Annotated in this window: 13 protein-coding genes and 1 riboswitch; of the genes, 8 read left to right on the forward strand and 5 right to left on the reverse strand. The window is 53.3% G+C overall.

Going from position 1 to position 17,654, the window contains the following annotated elements; genetic code table 11:
- The first annotated feature begins 253 nt into the window (after nucleotides 1-253).
- The 6 genes from KAJ71_RS19950 (at nucleotide 254) to KAJ71_RS19975 (ending at nucleotide 7,849) form a co-directional block, all read left to right on the forward strand.
- On the forward strand, nucleotides 254-1,903 hold the full coding sequence (locus KAJ71_RS19950) for a Na/Pi cotransporter family protein (protein ID WP_248947265.1): 1,650 nt from the start codon (nucleotides 254-256) through the stop codon (nucleotides 1,901-1,903).
- A gap of 630 nt (nucleotides 1,904-2,533) precedes the next feature.
- Entirely contained in the window at nucleotides 2,534-3,145 is a 612-nt protein-coding gene (locus KAJ71_RS19955; RefSeq protein WP_248947266.1) for a hypothetical protein, read from the forward strand.
- 173 nt (nucleotides 3,146-3,318) lie between these two features.
- Complete coding sequence (locus tag KAJ71_RS19960) at nucleotides 3,319-3,960, forward strand: DUF1120 domain-containing protein (RefSeq protein ID WP_248947267.1); 642 nt, start codon at nucleotides 3,319-3,321, stop codon at nucleotides 3,958-3,960.
- A 66-nt stretch (nucleotides 3,961-4,026) separates the two neighbouring features.
- Nucleotides 4,027-4,677: a DUF1120 domain-containing protein gene (locus KAJ71_RS19965; protein ID WP_248947268.1), complete on the forward strand. Its 651-nt coding sequence runs from the start codon at nucleotides 4,027-4,029 to the stop codon at nucleotides 4,675-4,677.
- A gap of 93 nt (nucleotides 4,678-4,770) precedes the next feature.
- Nucleotides 4,771-7,116, forward strand: coding sequence for a fimbria/pilus outer membrane usher protein (locus tag KAJ71_RS19970; RefSeq protein ID WP_248947269.1), 2,346 nt, complete (start codon nucleotides 4,771-4,773; stop codon nucleotides 7,114-7,116).
- 46 nt (nucleotides 7,117-7,162) lie between these two features.
- Nucleotides 7,163-7,849: a fimbria/pilus chaperone family protein gene (locus tag KAJ71_RS19975; RefSeq protein WP_248947270.1), complete on the forward strand. Its 687-nt coding sequence runs from the start codon at nucleotides 7,163-7,165 to the stop codon at nucleotides 7,847-7,849.
- 93 nt (nucleotides 7,850-7,942) lie between these two features.
- On the opposite strand, the gene panS is transcribed toward KAJ71_RS19975, so the two are convergent.
- Entirely contained in the window at nucleotides 7,943-8,863 is a 921-nt protein-coding gene (gene panS / locus KAJ71_RS19980; RefSeq protein ID WP_248947271.1) for a ketopantoate/pantoate/pantothenate transporter PanS, read from the reverse strand.
- Nucleotides 8,864-9,094: 231 nt separating this feature from the next.
- Nucleotides 9,095-10,462, reverse strand: coding sequence for a lysine-sensitive aspartokinase 3 (lysC, locus tag KAJ71_RS19985; protein ID WP_248947272.1), 1,368 nt, complete (start codon nucleotides 10,460-10,462; stop codon nucleotides 9,095-9,097).
- Between the two features lie 110 nt (nucleotides 10,463-10,572).
- Nucleotides 10,573-10,766, reverse strand: a riboswitch (Lysine riboswitch).
- 333 nt (nucleotides 10,767-11,099) lie between these two features.
- On the opposite strand from lysC, the gene pgi reads away from it, so the two are divergent.
- On the forward strand, nucleotides 11,100-12,746 hold the full coding sequence (gene pgi, locus KAJ71_RS19990) for a glucose-6-phosphate isomerase (RefSeq protein ID WP_248947273.1): 1,647 nt from the start codon (nucleotides 11,100-11,102) through the stop codon (nucleotides 12,744-12,746).
- 62 nt (nucleotides 12,747-12,808) lie between these two features.
- Here pgi and KAJ71_RS19995 read toward each other — a convergent pair whose 3' ends face one another.
- Nucleotides 12,809-14,245 (reverse strand): capsule assembly Wzi family protein, encoded by a 1,437-nt coding sequence (locus KAJ71_RS19995; protein WP_248947274.1) that lies wholly within the window; start codon nucleotides 14,243-14,245, stop codon nucleotides 12,809-12,811.
- Between the two features lie 225 nt (nucleotides 14,246-14,470).
- Between KAJ71_RS19995 and psiE the strand changes: the two genes are divergently transcribed.
- The gene (gene psiE / locus KAJ71_RS20000) at nucleotides 14,471-14,878 is read left to right on the forward strand and encodes a phosphate-starvation-inducible protein PsiE (protein ID WP_248947275.1); all 408 of its coding nucleotides are present in this window, start codon (nucleotides 14,471-14,473) and stop codon (nucleotides 14,876-14,878) included.
- 251 nt (nucleotides 14,879-15,129) lie between these two features.
- Here the strand turns inward: psiE and malG are convergent, their stop codons facing one another.
- Nucleotides 15,130-16,020: a maltose ABC transporter permease MalG gene (malG, locus tag KAJ71_RS20005; RefSeq protein WP_248947276.1), complete on the reverse strand. Its 891-nt coding sequence runs from the start codon at nucleotides 16,018-16,020 to the stop codon at nucleotides 15,130-15,132.
- 12 nt (nucleotides 16,021-16,032) lie between these two features.
- Entirely contained in the window at nucleotides 16,033-17,610 is a 1,578-nt protein-coding gene (gene malF / locus KAJ71_RS20010) for a maltose ABC transporter permease MalF (RefSeq protein WP_248947277.1), read from the reverse strand.
- Nucleotides 17,611-17,654 lie beyond the last annotated feature (44 nt).

Consider the following 17,654-nt stretch of genomic DNA (forward strand, 5'->3'; position numbering starts at 1 on the left):
ATACCCGTCGTCTTTCAAGCTGCGCGTTGTTACCCAGTATGCGCTGGGGATAAGTAAGCTTGTCTGCCGCCTAGCTGTTGTGCCGTACAGGGATGTATAAACGCCGCGAACGCATGGATGCGCAAGAGCGGCCAACTTGAAATCCATAGGGTATAAAGTAGAAGAAAATGATTTGCCGCTGTCCTGCTTAACTGGCGCCTGGCAGGCGGGATAGCCTGTGGTGTCTGCCGGGCGTCAATGGAGCTAGCCTTCCGTGTTGACCCTTCTTAATCTGCTTTCCGCCATTGCCATGCTGGTGTGGGGGACTCACATCGTTCGTACTGGCATTATGCGGGTCTATGGCGCCAATTTGCGCCAGGTGCTGAGCAACAGCATCGAGAAAAAGCCGCTGGCCTTTGTGGCAGGCATCGGTGTAACCGCATTGGTACAAAGCAGTAATGCAACGGCGTTACTGGTTTCTTCTTTTGTAGCGCAAGGGCTGGTGGGACTTGGGCCTGCGTTGGTGATTATGCTGGGGGCTGATGTTGGCACGGCGATCATGGCGCGCGTGCTGACGTTCAATCTCTCCTGGCTTTCGCCGCTGCTGATTTTTGTCGGCGTGATTTTATTCCTCAGCCGTAAGCAAACCCGTGTAGGCCAGATGGGGCGCGTCGCCATTGGTCTTGGCCTGATTGTGTTGGCGCTGGAACTGATTGTGGCTGCCGCTACGCCAATCACTCAGGGCTATGGTGTCAAAGTGATCTTCTCGTCGCTGACCGGCGATGTGATGCTCGATGCGCTGATCGGTGCCCTGTTTGCCATTATCAGCTATTCCAGCCTGGCGGCGGTGTTGTTGACCGCGACGTTGACCGCCTCGGGAGTGATTTCTCTACAGGTGGCGCTGTGCCTGGTGATTGGTGCCAATTTGGGTAGCGGCCTGTTGGTGATGTTAAACACCAGCGGCCAGAATGCCGCAGGCCGTCGCGTGGCGTTGGGGAGCCTGTTGTTCAAACTGTTGGGCAGTGCACTGGTGCTGCCGTTTGTTTCCCTGATTGCGCACGGTATTGAGCGGCTGCCTGGTAATGCAGAAGAGCTGGTGATCTATTTCCACATGTTCTACAACCTGGTGCGTTGTCTGCTACAGGTGCCGTTGTCAGGGCCGATGGCGCGCCTGTGCGAAACGTGGATCGTCGATGCTCCTACAGAAGACCCCCGTTTGCGGCCACGCCACCTCGACGTCAGCGCCCTGGATACGCCAAGTTTGGCCCTGGCCAATGCGGCGCGGGAAACCCTGCGAATGGGGGATGTGATAGAGCATATGATGATCCTGCACCATGAGGTATTGCATGGTAAGCGCATCCAGGCCAAAGAAGTTCGCCGTCTGGACGATGACGTTCACGTGTTGTACACCGCCATTAAACTTTACCTGGCCCAGATCCAGAAGGAAGACCTGGGAGAGGCGGATTCGCGCCGTTGGGCGGAGATCATCGAAATGGCCCTCAACCTGGAGCAGGCTGGTGATATCATCGAACGTATGGCTAGTGATGTGGCGGATCAATCACATGGCGCGCGCAGTTCGTTCTCTGCTGAAGGTTTGGACGAGCTGGACCAACTGCATGAAAAGTTGACCGACAATTTGCGCCTTAGCCTGTCGGTATTTCTCTCCGGTGATGTTACCAGCGCCAAGCGGTTACGCCGCTCCAAACACCGTTTCCGCATTCTGGATCGTCGCTATGCCCATGCGCACGTCGATCGCCTGCATCAGCAAAACGTGCAGAGTATCGAAACCAGCTCGCTGCACCTGGCGCTGTTGGGGGATATGAAACGACTTAACTCGCTGTTTTGCGCGGTGGCCTATAACGCGCTCGATCAGGATGAGAAAGACGACGACCGTGACTGGGAGGAAATGCCCGGCAGGCTTTAATCCCGGGGCGTTGACAAACAATGCAGGGCACTAGATAGGCTGGGTGAAGTAAGCAGGATCACCTCACCTGTATAGGTGCCCGTGGCTGATAGCCTAAATCCTCCTGATTACCGCAGGTTCACAATCCTCTCACTTTATAGTCCAAATCCTAATGTGATAGTGTGCCGGTGAGGGCAAATATTGAATTAACGATTTCCTATAAAACATTTTTTTTTGCTGGTTTCCCCGATTTTTCCTAAGAAACTCGTCCCGAACTAATGCTCGATTCCAGACAGTTAGATCTGTATTTTAAGGTTTGTTGTTCCTGCATCATGTAAAGCATTTTATATAGGAGGGTGGTTAAATAGAGTATTGCTTTGATAATTTGATAATTAACAGGATTATATGTTGTTATTTTATTTTTATTAGGTTTGTTGTATTTCCATTAATTACTCATTACTACCTTGTCAATAATTGGTGGCGTTTTTATGCTGTGTTTTTATTTCGTATTTTTCTGGGATGAAAGTGTGTTTAAATTTTTACATGGCTTTGTTAGACTATTGCGGCAATAAACTATGGGTCTATTTGGTTTTAATGGTTTTGCGGTTAGGGAGTTTGAAATAAAATGGAGGTGGTTCACTGAAGGCTCAGATGCTCAAGCAAATGACCGGAGCAACAATGCTATTATCAGCAAGTTGTTTGGCAGGAATGTCTTCCGGTGAAGTTAAGGTGGTTGGCGAAATATTATTGCCCCGTTGTGAGGTTATTGCTCCCAATAATGGGGTATATGATTTTGGGAAAATCAAGCTGCCAGAAAATTCAAATAGCTTGCCAGCCTTAACGCAATCTTGGCGCGTGAAGTGTGATAGCGCGGCGTATATGGACATTATCCCGGAAGATAACCGGAGTCAGTCCACTGGTAATCAAGGGGCTGGCTACTTTAGCCTTGGTGGTGGACGTGGCTCTCAGTCTATGGGGAATTACCGATTGGGAATAAGCAATGCCCGCATAGATCGGACGGCGGTAGTACCACAAACCGCAGGGCAACCTATGGCGCGTGCTAGCATCATGTCACTGCTCCCCGGCAAACGCACTCGTTGGGAAATGCCGGCAAACGTAATGATGCGCGCGGGGCCGCAGGCAGGGCGGGTTTTCTCCTTGGATATTACGGTTTACCCACAGTTGACTCTTCCTGAAAATGCTGCGACGGAAGCAATGTCACTGGATGGTTCAGCGACGTTGGACTTCACTTTCGGCATATAAGTGCCAGTTCTATCCCCTTGTCTTTGTTGAGGGAAGGTGAAACTTTTATGCTTATTACCTCAAGGTAAATCTGCGTGGTAATAAGGTAAAAAGGGAGGAAATATTACTCTCTGGGCTTGCCTGCGCTCAAGAATGGGGGCGGGTTTTATTCAAAAAACTATATGGATATATTTATGAAAAAAACAATTATTTCAGGTGCCGTCATGTCAGTCATGATGCTGAGCATGGGTACTGCAATGGCGGGGTCTATGTCATCTGAATTATCAGTGAAGGGGAAGATGGCAATACCTTCATGTAAGGTTTATTTAAAAGATGATGGCGTTTTTAATTTGGGTAAAATCTCTCATGGTGTAATTAAGTCTTCCGCCGCTACGCCAATGAGGGAAATCATGGGCTCGCTAAATGTTGTATGCGATGCCGATACCTATCTGAAGTTTAGCGCGGTTGATAACCGTGAAGGCACTGCCAGTACGGCCGGGAGCACGCATTTCGGTCTCGGTAATGTGAACGGCAAGGGTAAATTAGGCTATTACACCATGAAACTGTCGACTGCCAAGGTTGATGGTGCTGAATCAGGGCTCTACAGCACGCAGAAAGGCAGCACTTCAACTACCGCATATTTAACTGCCACGATTGACAAAGGCAAGGTAACCGGTTGGGCAGATGACAACAATACTCAGGTTAGCGGTAAATTATTCCAAGCTAATTTGGCCATTGAACCTGTGTTGGCTTCAACAAAGGATATGGCTGGCTCGATTACGGAGAATACCAAACTGGATGGTTCAGCCACGCTGAACTTCAGTTACGGGCTCTGATTTTTATTACGGATAAATACGCCTCCTGAAGTTCAAGGAGACGAATATACATAAGGATATATATTGATGAAAAAGAATGTACTGCAATTAACGGCTCTGTCATCGCTACTGTTTTCTGCTGCGACGCTGGCGGCAGACACTAGTGCAGAAATCAAGGTTGTTGGTGAACTCTCTACGTCAACCTGTGAAGTGACAGTGCAGAATAACGGCGTGTTTGATTTTGGCGAAATCAGACAGTCGCAAGTTTTAGACGATAAAGCGACTATGCTGAGAACTGCCACTGAGGGAGGCGTAAATGTGAAATGTAGTGCGCCTACTGCGCTGACATTCATTACGTCAGACAATCGGTTGGGTACCGCTAGCTTCGAAGGGTTAGGCCGGAATTTTGGTCTTGGTAATGTGAACGGGACCGGGAAAATGGGCTTTTACCAATTACAAGTACGTGGCGCTACCGTAGATGGGAAAGCTAGCCGGGTGTTTACGGCGGTGAATAACAATACTATCGGAGCCACTGGAGATAGCCTGCTGATCGAGTTGGGTCAACGCACTGGCTGGGCACCAGCCTCGGGTGAGCAAGAGATGTCTATCGGCAAAGATTTTGCTTTCGGTATTACTGCAAGAGCCTACTTGGGGTCAAAGAGCGATATGAAAGGTCCCCTCCCTGAAGATGCAAAGCTGGATGGCTCTGCCACCATGGAATTTGGCTTCGGGTTGTAAATCTGTCTTACGTTAATTGAGAGGGGGGGGCTCCCCCCTCTATGTATGTCTTATGTCGACGCAGGTCGGGCAATCAAGGGAATGGAATCGCCCATGAGGCAAAAGGCATCGGTGGCATGGGGGTTGTCGATCCTGCTGATGGCGCGCGCAGGGGCGACCGGATTTGATGTAAAAACCCTTGAGCAACTCGGGTATAACGCTGATATTGCGGATTTCTTTTCGACTTCACGGTTTTTACCTGGGGTTCACCAGGTCGAGCTGGAGGTAAATGCTGCGCAACGCTATCAGGAAGAGGTTCGTTTTGGTCAGGAGGGGGAGCTGTGCCTGGATGCACGTTTGGCCGAAACGCTGCGTTTGCACCTGACCTCGCCTCTTGGCGACTGTGAACGTATTGGATCTCGTTGGCCACAGGCACAGATACGGGTATTTCCTGGCACCTTCCGCGTGGAGATCACATTGCCGGAAGAGGCTTTTGATCCAGAAAAACTGCGCAGTGAGCAGCGCGGCGGCTATGCCGTGATGCTGAATTATGATTTGTACGGCAATAGCATGAAGGGAAGCTATGGCAACCAGCAAACGTGGCAGGCCATGCTGGAGCCTGGTCTGAATATCAGTAACTGGGTGGTTCGTAATCGCTCCAGCTACAGTAAGAATGAGTTCGGGAGCCAACTGGATGTGTATGAGACCTCTGCAACGCGTGATTTCCCGCAGTGGGGAGCATTGGTACAGCTTGGGGAGTTTAGTGCTGGTGGGTCGTTAAGCGGCGGCTTGCCTATCACCGGTTTGCAACTGTCCAGTGAGCGTTTCCAACTTTCTCGTGCAACCTTGGCGGTTCCCATACAGGGCAGTGTATCAAGCCAGGCGATGGTGGAGGTCAAGCAGCGTGGGCAGGTGATGTACCGTACGCTGTTGCCTGCGGGGCCTTTTACTCTGGACAATCTGGGTCAGGCCGCTACAGGGGTTGAAACTCAGGTCACGGTTACCGATGCCGAGGGGTATCAACAGCGCTTTACTGTGACGCCGGGCTTCGGTGATGAGCAAGAGCGGCAAAGCGGTTACCAGTTCGCCTTGGGGCGCTATCGTACCTATGGTGGGCAGCAAGGTACAGCTTCCCCGCCAGCATTGTTGATGGGAGAGAAAAGGTTCAGTTCAAGCGGCTCCCGGCAGATGGGTCTGGGGGGGATGGCTTCGGCAAAATACCAGCGGCTGGCCTGGCAGGGGAGCCTTGGCAGTGAGCAGGGTAATTGGTTATCCGGGAGTGCCGTGTACGGCCGGGGGCGGCAGCAGGGTGTTCAACTGGATGTGCAGGGGCAGTTGGCCTTGAGCAGCAACGTTTCGTTGTCCCTGTCTGCGCAATATCGCACCCTGGGATACCGGGAAGCGGATGCATCGTTTCGCCAGTCTGCGGATCATACCGACAATAATTCGGACTCACGGCCGCATTATTCGGGGGGCTTGGCTCTGTCCTGGAATACCCCGGAATGGGGAGCGTTTGCCTATGGTCTGTCGCACGAGCGGTATTACCACGACAACACACAAAGTTTGATGCATACACTGTCCTACGGTAGAAGGCTGGGATCGGCGACGTTGAGTCTGAATGTGCAATCCTCGTCCTATGATCGGGCTGCTGTCTATGCTGGGCTGAGCTTACCCCTAGGTGGGGGGAACATTAGCAGCCGCCTGCAACTGCGCAAGAACAATCAAATGACGCTAGGAAGCAGTTGGCAGGGTACCGTCGCGGGGCCATTAAAGGGTTATCTTGACATCGCTCGCGATAGTCACGGTGAGTATCAGACCAGTGGCAACCTGAGCGGTAATACTGCCTACACCCGCTTGTCGCTGGGAGCATCACGCTCCAGCCAGGGCAGCCTCTCGCAGTCTTTGGTCTCTTCGGGTTCGCTGGGCGTAGCCAATAACACCTGGGTAATGTCACCCCAACGGGCGGGCGATACGTTGGTGGTGGTGAGCGTGCCAGGGCAGTCTGGCGCCAGGGTGACTGGTGCGGGTGAGGGTATCACCGATTTTGCCGGCGACGTGTTATTGCCCTCGGCCACGCCCTATATGCCGTTAAAGGCACAAATAGATACTTTGTCACTACCGTTAAACCTGCGGCTGAACAGCACGGCTCTGGAGCTGGAACTGGCGCGTGGTACCGTGGTGAAAAGGCAATTCCGGGTCACCGAGGTCCGTCAATTATTACTGACCTTGCGGGATGAGCAAGGAGACATCTTACCCACCGGGTCGTCTGTACATGATGAGAAAGGACGGCTGTTGGGCACCCTGATTGGTGAAGGCAACCTGATGCTGGTGAATGAAGATATTGGCAAGGTTTTGCGCGTGCGTCGCGTCAATAAGGATGAATGTCTGGTGAGTTATGAAGTACCGGCGGAATTTGACCCGTTGGTATTGTATGAAGAGCGGGATGCTGTCTGCCGTTAGGCCACTCTGGCATAAAATAATCAAGCGTAACGAAATAGGATAAAAGATGAGAAATACAAAGTGGTTCATTGGCCGGATTGTCGGCAGTATGTTACTGGTTACGGCGGGAATGCCATCAGCCCTGGCCTCTTTCCAGTTAGAAAGTATGGGGATAGTGCTAGAGGAAAGTACTGGTCGGGTAAACTTCAGTATCAAGAACACGACCTCGGAGCCGATGTTGTTGGCAACCAAGGTTGAAGATCTGGATGGCAAGGCGTTTAGCAAGATGGTAATGATTTCGCCGCCGATTTCCCGGATTGATGCCGGGCAGAGTCAGCAGGTGAATTTTGTGCTGAAACAGGGAGCGGTGTTACCCCACGAAGTGATGCTGAAGGCTTCCTTTGAAGGGGTGGGTCAGGCGGTGGATAACAGCGCACGCATACCAGTACGCCAGAGCATTGGGCTGATTGTGCAACCGAAAGCGGTGGCGGTAAGCCAGTCTCCTTGGGAAGACTTGCACTTTAGCCAGGTAGGGACGACCCTGGTGGTGAAGAATAGCGGATTACATGTGGTACGTTTGGCCCCCCAGCTAACGCTGTCGCCCTCAAAGCAAAGTGTGCAGCTGGAGAATTACTATTTGATGTCGGGTGAAGAAAAGAAAGTGGACGTGGTGGGCAAGGTCACGTCCGTAACCATTACTCCGCTGGGCCGTTATGGCTTTAAACAGAATGATGTCACGTTGCCAGTGAAATAAAGGCACCTCGCCATGCGGGAGTGTCGCTAGATGATGGTAAAAGGGTGCCCGACTTCACAACGAAGCTCGGGCACCTCCATTTTTTTGTGGGGCTTAATCCTGTTTCTTGATCGGGCGGCCTGACCAGTAACCTGCCAGCAGTGAACCTGAGAGGTTGTGCCACACCGAGAACAAGGCACCCGGCAGCGCGGCCAGTGGTGAGAAGTAAATCTTGCCCAGCGTTGCCGCCAGCCCGGAGTTTTGCATGCCGACTTCAATGGCCAGCGTGCGGCAGGTGGATTCGTCAAAGCCAAACAGCTTGCCTCCCCAATAGCCGCTCAGCAGCCCGATGCCGTTATGCAGGATCACCGCAATGATCACGACAAAGCCTACCGAGGCAATATGGCTCTGGCTACCTGCAACCACCGCACTGATGATTGCCACAATACACACCATCGACAAGGCTGGCAGATAAGGCTCAACCCGCTTGACGGTTTTGGTGAAGCAGTGGTGGACGATCAGGCCCAACCCAATCGGGATCACCACGATCTGCAGAATGCTGAATAACATCCCCATGATATCCACGCTGATCTCGGCATCGACATACAGACGTGTCAGCAGCGGGGTGGCAAAAACGCCAACCAGCGTAGAAACGGCTGAGATGGTCACCGACAGAGCGACATCGCCTTTAGCCAGATAGATCATTACGTTGGAGGCGGTGCCGCTGGCTACGCTGCCTACCAGCACCATACCGGCAGAGAGATCCGGCGGCATACGGAACAGCATCGCCAGCAGCCAGGCGGCCAGCGGCATAATCAGGTAATGCAGGAAGATCCCCGCAGCGACCGGGCCAGGGCGCGACAGTACGCGTTTGAAGTCATCCAGGCGCAGGGTGACGCCCATGGCAAACATGATCAACATCAGCAACGTACTGACGTAAGGGCTGATACCGGTAAAGGTCGACGGGGTGTAATAGGCCGCAATGGACAGCAGCACGGCCCATAACGGGAATAAGCGTGTGATTTTTGCCAGCATGAGAGAGGTTATCCTTTGCCAATATTGAACGTGAAGGTGGTGGTGTGGTGGGCCCAGTGCGCTGAGCCTCTATATACCCGTCGTCTTTCAAGCTGCAGCGTTGTTACCCGCACTATCTCACCCCAGTCACTTACTAAAAGTAAGCTCCTGGGGATGAGATAGCTTGTCGCCTAGCTGCAGCATGAAATCCATAGGGTATAGTTTATGAAAAAACTATGGGGTTTTCGGGGACTACTCAAACAGATTTTGATGCAGCGTTTGTACTACGCGCTCCGCATCATCGCCAGGCACCAGGAAGCACAGGTTATAGCTGCTGGCACCGTAACAGATCATGCGGATATTGAACGGATCTAGCACGCCAAACACCTCTTTACCGACGCCGCAAGCCTGTGACAGCTTGTTGCCGATCAGGGCGACCAGCGCCAGATTTTCTTCCACTTCCACCCGGCACAGTGAGGACAGTTCGGTGAGCAGGGAGGTGGTTAACAGACTGCCGCCGGTGGTCGTAGAGCCGGTGGTATCCATGGTCAATGCCACGCTGACTTCGGAGGTGGTGATCAGATCGACCGAGATATTATGACGGGCCAGAATGTTGAACACTTCGGCCAGGAAGCCGCGTGCGTGCAGCATGTTCAGGCTGTGCAGCGTCAGCAGGGTTTGCTTGCGGCGCAAGGCCAGCGCACGGAACAGCGGCGGGTTTTCTGTGGTATTACATACCAGCGTGCCGCCCGCAGCAGGATCTTTGCTCGAACCAACGAAGACCGGAATGTCGCTGCGCACGGCAGGCAGCAGGGTGGCCGGATGCAGCACTTTGGCACCGAAGGTGGCCATTTCCGCCGCTTCTTCAAAGGCAATTTTATCGATACGTTTAGCGGCAGGCACCACGCGTGGGTCGGTGGTATAAATACCCGGTACATCAGTCCAGATATCCACGCGGCTGACGCTGAGTGCTTCACCCAACAGGGCTGCGGTGTAGTCACTGCCGCCACGGCCCAGCGTAGTGGTGCGGCCTTTGGGTTCACAGCCGATAAAGCCCTGAGTGATCACCAACGCTTGTTGCAGGCGCGGTTTCAACAGGGTTTGGGCCAATTCGGTCAGCGCGGCGCTGTCTGGCACGGCACGGCCGAAATGGTCGTCGGTACGCATGACTTTACGGATATCGAACCATTCTGCCTGCACTTTGCGGCCACGCAGAATTTCTACAAACAGCAGAGTAGACATCAGCTCGCCATGGCTGACCAGTTCATCGGTCAGTGCGGCAGAGGTGGCCAGCGCAGCGGCTTCCGATAACGTGGTGATGTTTTCCAGCATGCGGTCGATTTCTTCGCGAACCACCACCGGGTTATCGAGGCGTTCGAGAATGGCGTATTGAATGCGGCGGATCTCAGCTAGCTGTTCGTTGCGTTTTTCTGCTTCGCAACCTTCAGCCAGGGCTACCAACAGGTTGGTGATACCGGCAGAGGCGGAGAGAACCACCAACCGGACATCGGGATTGGAGAGTACCACGTCGGCGCTGCGGTTCATCGCCTCGAAATCGGCCACGCTGGTGCCGCCGAATTTGGCTACTACGGTTGCGGTTTGGGGTGCTGCTTGAGTCATGTAAAACCTCGTGTCAGGGACGCCATTCAAATTGGCATTTAATTTCCATAAGCCTTGGCACAAGGGAAGAGCGGTAAACAGGGAGCAGGCGTAGAGGTTGAGGCTACGATACACCCAGAAGCGCCCCACCTTGCTGACTGCTCATACAGAGCAGCCCATGGTGACAACTCAGGGGATTCAGCCCCTGTAGCCGACGTGATGATTGCCGTAAGCATCTCGCCTCGGCGTCGCTCCCCCTCCAGTGCCGTCATCGGATAATGGCTCCTCTGACACTCTACCTGGGCGACGCGCCTCTTCTGGCTTGCACAAAGTGCAAGTAGGCTGTTAGGAATAACGGGTTTAGTGGCTGCTGTCAACGGGTAGACGCTGAGGGATTTTCATCTGCGCTTTGGAGGGCGCTGAGCGACCGAATATTGCGAACTGCGCATTAAGAGAAAAGCGTGGTGAGAGGGACGTTTCAGCGTAGTGATAACAGGCTGTTAGGTGAAATATCAGCAGATTGTTGTGGAAAGGTAAAAATGGAGTGCGGTGGTTTGAGAGTTAACGCCTATCGCAAGAAAAGAGATCATAATCACAGTCGAACAGGCTACAATCGGTCCATTACATCATATTCATTCTCAAGCATAAGAGCGCCGCTATGAAAAATATCAATCCTAGTCAAACCGCTGCTTGGCAAGCCCTGCAGCAACATTTCGACCAAATGAAAGACGTCCAGATCCGTGACCTGTTTGCTCAGGATAGTGAGCGTTTCTCCAAGTTCTCTGCCACTTTCAACGATCAGATGCTGGTGGATTATTCCAAAAACCGTATTACCGCAGAAACCCTGGAGAAGCTGCAGGCACTGGCGAAAGAAACTGACCTGCAAAGCGCGATCAAATCGATGTTCTCCGGTGAGAAAATCAACCGTACGGAAGATCGTGCCGTGCTGCATGTTGCCCTGCGTAACCGCAGTAACACGCCAATCATTGTTGATGGCAAGGACGTGATGCCAGAAGTCAATGCGGTGCTGGCGAAGATGAAACAGTTCTGTGACCGCGTCATCGGCGGTGACTGGAAAGGTTACACCGGCAAACCGATTACCGACGTGGTTAACATCGGCATCGGCGGCTCAGACCTCGGCCCTTATATGGCAACCGAAGCGCTGCGTCCGTATAAAAACCACCTGAACATGCACTTTGTTTCCAACGTAGACGGCACCCATATCGCCGAAACGCTAAAACCGTTGGATCCGGCGACTACGTTGTTCCTGGTGGCGTCTAAAACCTTCACTACCCAGGAAACCATGACCAACGCCCTCAGCGCGCGCGACTGGTTCCTGAGCACCGCAGGCGATCAGCAGCACGTCGCGAAACACTTTGCCGCGCTGTCTACCAACGGTAAAGCGGTGGCCGAGTTTGGTATCGACACCGACAATATGTTCGAGTTCTGGGACTGGGTGGGTGGCCGTTACTCTCTGTGGTCGGCAATCGGCCTGTCTATCGCGCTGTCTCTGGGCTTTGAAAACTTTGAACAGCTGCTGAGCGGTGCGCATGAGATGGACAAGCACTTTGCCCAGACGCCTGCCGAGCAAAACCTGCCGGTACTGTTGGCGCTGATCGGCATTTGGTACAACAATTTCTTCGGTGCGGAAACCGAAGCAATCTTGCCATATGACCAGTATATGCACCGTTTTGCCGCCTATTTCCAACAGGGCAACATGGAGTCTAACGGCAAATACGTTGACCGTAACGGCAATCCGGTTGATTACCAGACCGGCCCGATTATCTGGGGTGAGCCAGGCACCAACGGCCAGCATGCGTTCTATCAGTTGATCCATCAGGGGACCAAACTGGTGCCTTGCGACTTTATTGCTCCGGCCATCAGCCATAATCCACTGAGCGACCACCACGCTAAGCTGCTGTCGAACTTCTTTGCACAGACGGAAGCGCTGGCGTTCGGTAAATCTCTGGAGGTGGTTGAGGAAGAGTTCGCCGCACAGGGTAAAAAGCCGCAAGAGGTCAAGCACGTTGCCCCATTCAAAGTGTTTGAAGGCAACCGCCCAACCAACTCCATCCTGCTGCGTGAGATCACCCCGTTCAGCCTGGGTAGCCTGATTGCCCTGTATGAGCACAAGATCTTCACGCAAGGCGCGATCCTCAACATCTTCACCTTCGACCAATGGGGCGTAGAGCTGGGTAAACAGCTGGCTAACCGTATTCTGCCGGAACTGGCGGGTAAAGAAGCGGTGACCAGCCACGACACCTCAACCAACGGCTTGATCAATCGCTTTAAAGCCTGGCGTTAAGTTGCTCTGAATCGCAGCCAATAAAAAACCCGCCGCGGCGGGTTTTTTGACGTCTGTAGGGATTACAGATTGATCGGTACGGCCATGCTGACACCGGCACCCACGTCATCGGCGGTGCTGTTGTTGTTATCGGTGTACCACAGGCTGGTATCAAACTTCACCTGATGGGTGAAGGTATAGCCCCAACCCAACTGAATGCCTTTCAGCGTGTCGGATTTCGGGAATGCCTGGTTGATGCTCTGGTTCATCGGGTTCACCTTGGCGTACACCAGGCGAGTGCTCCAGCGCTGGCCATCCTCCAGCACCAGTTCTACACGGCCAGATAGCATCTGACCATCACCACCCATCGCGTGGCCCAACGGGTAACCCTGCTGGTAGTAGCCGTCTTTATAGGTATAGTGGTTATACACGTAATTCTTACGGCTCATATCGGCGCGGGTATCCGCCCCTTCAATATACCAGTTGATCACCGTTGGGCCCCATTCTGGGTGGCCTTCCAAACCGAGCAGATAGGTGTTTTGCGATGGCAGGAAGCCCGCCTCATCCTCACCCACTAACTGACCGTACAGGCTGACTGGCATACCGATCAATGGCTGCATTTTCAGCTTGAAGTCGAAACCGGCGAGCTGGTTGCCCGGATCGTTACCCTGGCCGGAGTCGTCGTTATCACGGCCGATAAAGCCATCCCAGAATGAGCTGAAGGATTGTGTGCGGCCATCACCCCCCCACTGCATAATGCGTGAAGCACCCAGCTCCACGAAGTCGGTTGGCATCATGGTCAGGCGGCCACCGATCAGCTTGGTGTTAGGAATGGCGGTATATTGAGACAGTTGACCTGCGGTGATCTGATATTGCCAACGACCGATCCAGGACAGCCAAGGTGTTTCAAACGGGGATTGATCGGCACGTTGCAGCATAAAGCCAGCCACTGGGCGCGCCGCGTCGGAACGGATCAGGCTACCGTCATAGCCAGGGCCCCACCATTGAGAGACCTCACCGAATGACAGCCACTGGTTCCACACTTTGATGGCACCGTATGAGCCGTTCAGGTTGAATTTGGAGCCATCAGAGACGCGCTGATCGCCTTCCACGGCGCCTTGCAGGCGCACGTCCCAGAACTCACCGTTGGCACCGGCGCCGATGGTCAGGCTGCTGTCGGCATAGTGACTCTGGCCGAAGCCCTGCGGTGTGCCTGGTTTGTCGGTTGAGGTATAACCGGTAACGGTTATATTGGCTTTTAAGTCACCTACGCGACGCTGTACGCGGTCAATGACGTTTTTCTCGGTATTGGTCACCGGTTTGGCCTGCGCCAGCACCGAGTTGATCTCTTCCTGGCTTAGCGGCCAGGTAGACAGGCTGACGTTAATCACACCGCGATCGGATAACCAGGCGAGGTCATTGCGCAGATCGTTATCAGGAGTCACCAGTCCGCTGGCATACCCTGCAAACGAACAGGTGAAAAGGCCTGCTGCGACCAGTGCGTGGAGTTTAGCTCGCATGAAAGTTCCTTTCTTAATTACTGGAATTTAGAGGCATAATGCCTAGGACTGCGCCCATAATAGAGGACATTTCAATTCGCTACAAATATATACAAGCGTAATGAATTCGCGCAACTGATTGAAAATAGGCTAATTAGCCTGAGGATAAACAATCAGGGCAACTTTAGGAAAAAGCCCATAAGGCATTTTCTGCACTAAATAACTGAACGAACGAAGGGAGGAGCCATGGCAAAAACATCACGCTCATTGATGATCGCCAAAGGGTTACAGCGGGTACTGAACGTGGGGTTGCTGCTATTGGCGGCGATTTTAGTGGTCTTTTTGGTCAAAGAAACCTTTCACTTGGCGAAAGTATTATTCGTGAGCAACGAGGAGTCTTCTTCGTATCAACTGATTGAGGGGATCGTGATTTATTTCCTCTACTTTGAGTTTATCGCCTTGATTGTTAAATATTTTGAGTCGGGCTATCACTTCCCGCTACGCTACTTTATCTATATTGGCATTACTGCGATTATTCGTTTGATCATCGTTGATCATGAGAATCCTTTCGACACGCTGGTTTATTCCGCCGCCATATTATTACTGGTGGTGACTTTGTATTTGGCCAACACCGATCGGCTGAAGCGGGAGTAACCATAAAAATGGCGGCCCAGCAAAGGCCGCCAAAGACACAGTTCTTGCTTACCCGTCGTCTTTCAAGCTACAGCGTTGTTACCTGCGCTACCTCACCCCAGTCACTTACGAAAAGTAAGCTCCTGAGGATGAGATAGCTTGGTGCCTAGCTGTCACTTGAAATCCATAGGGTAATAGTTAGGAACAAAGTACATCAAACGTATTGCAGTGGCCTAAACACAGTTGCCTGGCCCGATTGAGTCCGGCAGAAATTAACCTTTCACCCCACCCGCCGTCAGGCCACCGACCAACCAGCGCTGCGCCAGCAGGAATACGGCGGTGATCGGAATGGCGGACAGTACCGCCGCAGCGGCAAAGTCACCCCACAGGTAGTTCTGCGGATTGAGGTATTGCTGCATACCTACGGCCAGCGTGTAGCTGCTCACGTCACGTAACAGCAGTGAAGCCACCGGCACCTCGGTGATCGCCGCGATAAACGACAGAATAAACACCACCGCCAGGATCGGGACTGAAAGGGGCAGCAGCACCAGGCGGAACGCTTGCCAAGGCGTGGCACCGTCCAGGGCGGCGGCCTCTTCCAACGAGTTATCGATGGTTTCGAAGTAGCCTTTAATGGTCCAGACGTGCAGCGCAATACCGCCCATATAGGCGAATATCACACCGCCATGGGTATTGAGACCGATAAACGGAATGTACTGCCCCAGGCGATCGAACAGAGCGTATAGCGCGACCAAAGACAGCACCGCCGGGAACATCTGGAAGATCAGCATGCTTTTCAGCAGGGTGCTTTTGCCACGAAAACGCATACGGGCAAAGGCGTAGGCACAGGTGGTAGAGAGCGTCACGATCCCCACGGCGGTGATCGCCGCGACTTTAATCGAGTTCCACAGCCATAACAGAACTGGGAAAGGTGGTGGGGTGACGCTGCCATCCGCTTGGGTGACGCTCATCCCCAGCGCCAGTCGCCAGTGATCCCAGGAGATCTGATCCGGGATCAGACTGCCGGTGGCAAAGTTACCGGAGCGTAGCGAAATCGCCACTACCATCAGCAACGGGAACATGATCAGGGCAATAAAGCTCAGCATCAGAATATGGGTGATCCACAGGCGTACGCGCTGGGATTTGGGTTGTACCATGGCCATTGTCGTTCTCCCTTAGTCAAAGTTCATCTTGCTGGCTTTCAGGTTCAGGATCGCCAGTGCGCCAACCAACAGGAAGATCAGCGTGGCAATGGCCGCCGCCAGCCCGAAGTCCTGACCCCCGCCGCCTTCAAACGCGATGCGATAGGTGTAGCTCACCAACAGATCGGTATAACCGGCTGGGGTGGTGGTGCCGATCATGTCTGGCCCGCCGCGCGTCAGCAGTTGGATCAGTACGAAGTTGTTAAAGTTGAAGGCAAAGCTGGCGATCATCAGTGGCGTCAACGGCTTGATCAGCAGCGGTAGGGTGATGCGGAAGAAGTTCTGCATCGGGCTGGCGCCGTCCATTGCCGAGGCTTCATACAAATCGTCGGGAATGGCTTTCAGCAGGCCCATACACAGGATCATCATGTACGGATAACCCAGCCAGGTATTGACGACCAGGATCATGCTTTTGGCGGTGAGCGGATCGGTAAACCAGGCCGGTTTGATGCCGAACAGCGCGTTGAGCATCAGGTTGATTTCACCGAAGCTCTGGTTAAATAATCCTTTGAAAATCAAAATGGAAATAAACGAAGGCACCGCGTAGGGCAGGATCAGCAACACCCGATACACCGCTTTGCCTTTCAGCGCTTCCCATTGCACCACGCAGGCCAGCACCATGCCTACGGCCACGGTGAGGATCACGGTCATCACCGAGAAAATAATGGTCCAGACAAAGATAGAGATAAACGGCTTCTGGATACCTTCATCGTTGAGCACCCGTAAGAAGTTCTTCCAGCCGATAGTGACGGTATAACCTGGGCTGAGGGTGTCGGTGGCCCAATTACCCTCGGCGTTGATGGCCTGATAGAAACCGATCTCCGGGTTAGGGCGATATTGCACCTGGGTCTGATTATCGATCAGCGTGCTGCCGTCTTTGGCTAGCGTATATAACGGGCTGGTGCCGGAGAACTGGCGCAGAGAACTCATGCGCAGCTCACCGCCTTCCGGTAGGATGGCGACAATCTGGCTCAGTGTCTGGCGATTCTGGGTGATCACGCGCAACGTCGCGCGTTCACCGGCAGGCTCAGCGTTTTCTACCGCTAATTTCAATGTTTGTGGCTCACTGCCGTTGAGGCTGAACGGCGCGGAAATCAGCAGTTGGCCGCTATCTGGATGAGTTAACTGTAAACGCCACTGTTGGTTCTCTGCCGGATACAGCCCAAAGGTGAAGGTTTTACCGGTCTGGAACTGGCGTTGCATCAGCACCGACTGAGCGCGTTCAAAGGTCAGTTGGTTGGTGCTGCTGTAGTTGGTAAAGGCGATGGCGATGGTGCAAATCAGTGGGAACAGGACGAACAGCCCCATTCCGGCGACGCCAGGATAGACGTAGCGCCAGGCGTAGGCACGGCGGTTGGCGAACACGTAGAGCCCGGCACTGACCAGCACCAGCGTCAGGATGGCGAACAGATATTCTCCCTGTGCATACATCACCACAATCAGATAGCAGGTCACCAGGCTGAACAGGCCGACAATCAGCCATTTCAGTATGTCACTCTGCCACCACTTCGATTTTTTTCGCGCGGGTGTTCCGGCGTGAGCAAGTTGCATAGGGCTTTCCTTTCAGGTGTTACCGCGAGAGGCCAACGGCCTCT

The sequence above is a fragment of the Serratia silvae genome (assembly GCF_023282985.1).
GTDB classification, from domain to species: domain Bacteria; phylum Pseudomonadota; class Gammaproteobacteria; order Enterobacterales; family Enterobacteriaceae; genus Chania; species Chania silvae.

Coding starts and splice junctions, on each gene's coding strand:
- KAJ71_RS19955 (WP_248947266.1), top strand. CDS start 2,534: ATGCTCAAGCAAATGACCGGAGCAACAATGCTATTATCAGCAAGTTGT.
- KAJ71_RS19960 (WP_248947267.1), top strand. CDS start 3,319: ATGAAAAAAACAATTATTTCAGGTGCCGTCATGTCAGTCATGATGCTG.
- KAJ71_RS19965 (WP_248947268.1), top strand. CDS start 4,027: ATGAAAAAGAATGTACTGCAATTAACGGCTCTGTCATCGCTACTGTTT.
- KAJ71_RS19970 (WP_248947269.1), top strand. CDS start 4,771: ATGAGGCAAAAGGCATCGGTGGCATGGGGGTTGTCGATCCTGCTGATG.
- KAJ71_RS19975 (WP_248947270.1), top strand. CDS start 7,163: ATGAGAAATACAAAGTGGTTCATTGGCCGGATTGTCGGCAGTATGTTA.
- panS (WP_248947271.1), bottom strand. CDS start 8,863: ATGCTGGCAAAAATCACACGCTTATTCCCGTTATGGGCCGTGCTGCTG.
- lysC (WP_248947272.1), bottom strand. CDS start 10,462: ATGACTCAAGCAGCACCCCAAACCGCAACCGTAGTAGCCAAATTCGGC.
- pgi (WP_248947273.1), top strand. CDS start 11,100: ATGAAAAATATCAATCCTAGTCAAACCGCTGCTTGGCAAGCCCTGCAG.
- KAJ71_RS19995 (WP_248947274.1), bottom strand. CDS start 14,245: ATGCGAGCTAAACTCCACGCACTGGTCGCAGCAGGCCTTTTCACCTGT.
- psiE (WP_248947275.1), top strand. CDS start 14,471: ATGGCAAAAACATCACGCTCATTGATGATCGCCAAAGGGTTACAGCGG.
- malG (WP_248947276.1), bottom strand. CDS start 16,020: ATGGCCATGGTACAACCCAAATCCCAGCGCGTACGCCTGTGGATCACC.
- malF (WP_248947277.1), bottom strand. CDS start 17,610: ATGCAACTTGCTCACGCCGGAACACCCGCGCGAAAAAAATCGAAGTGG.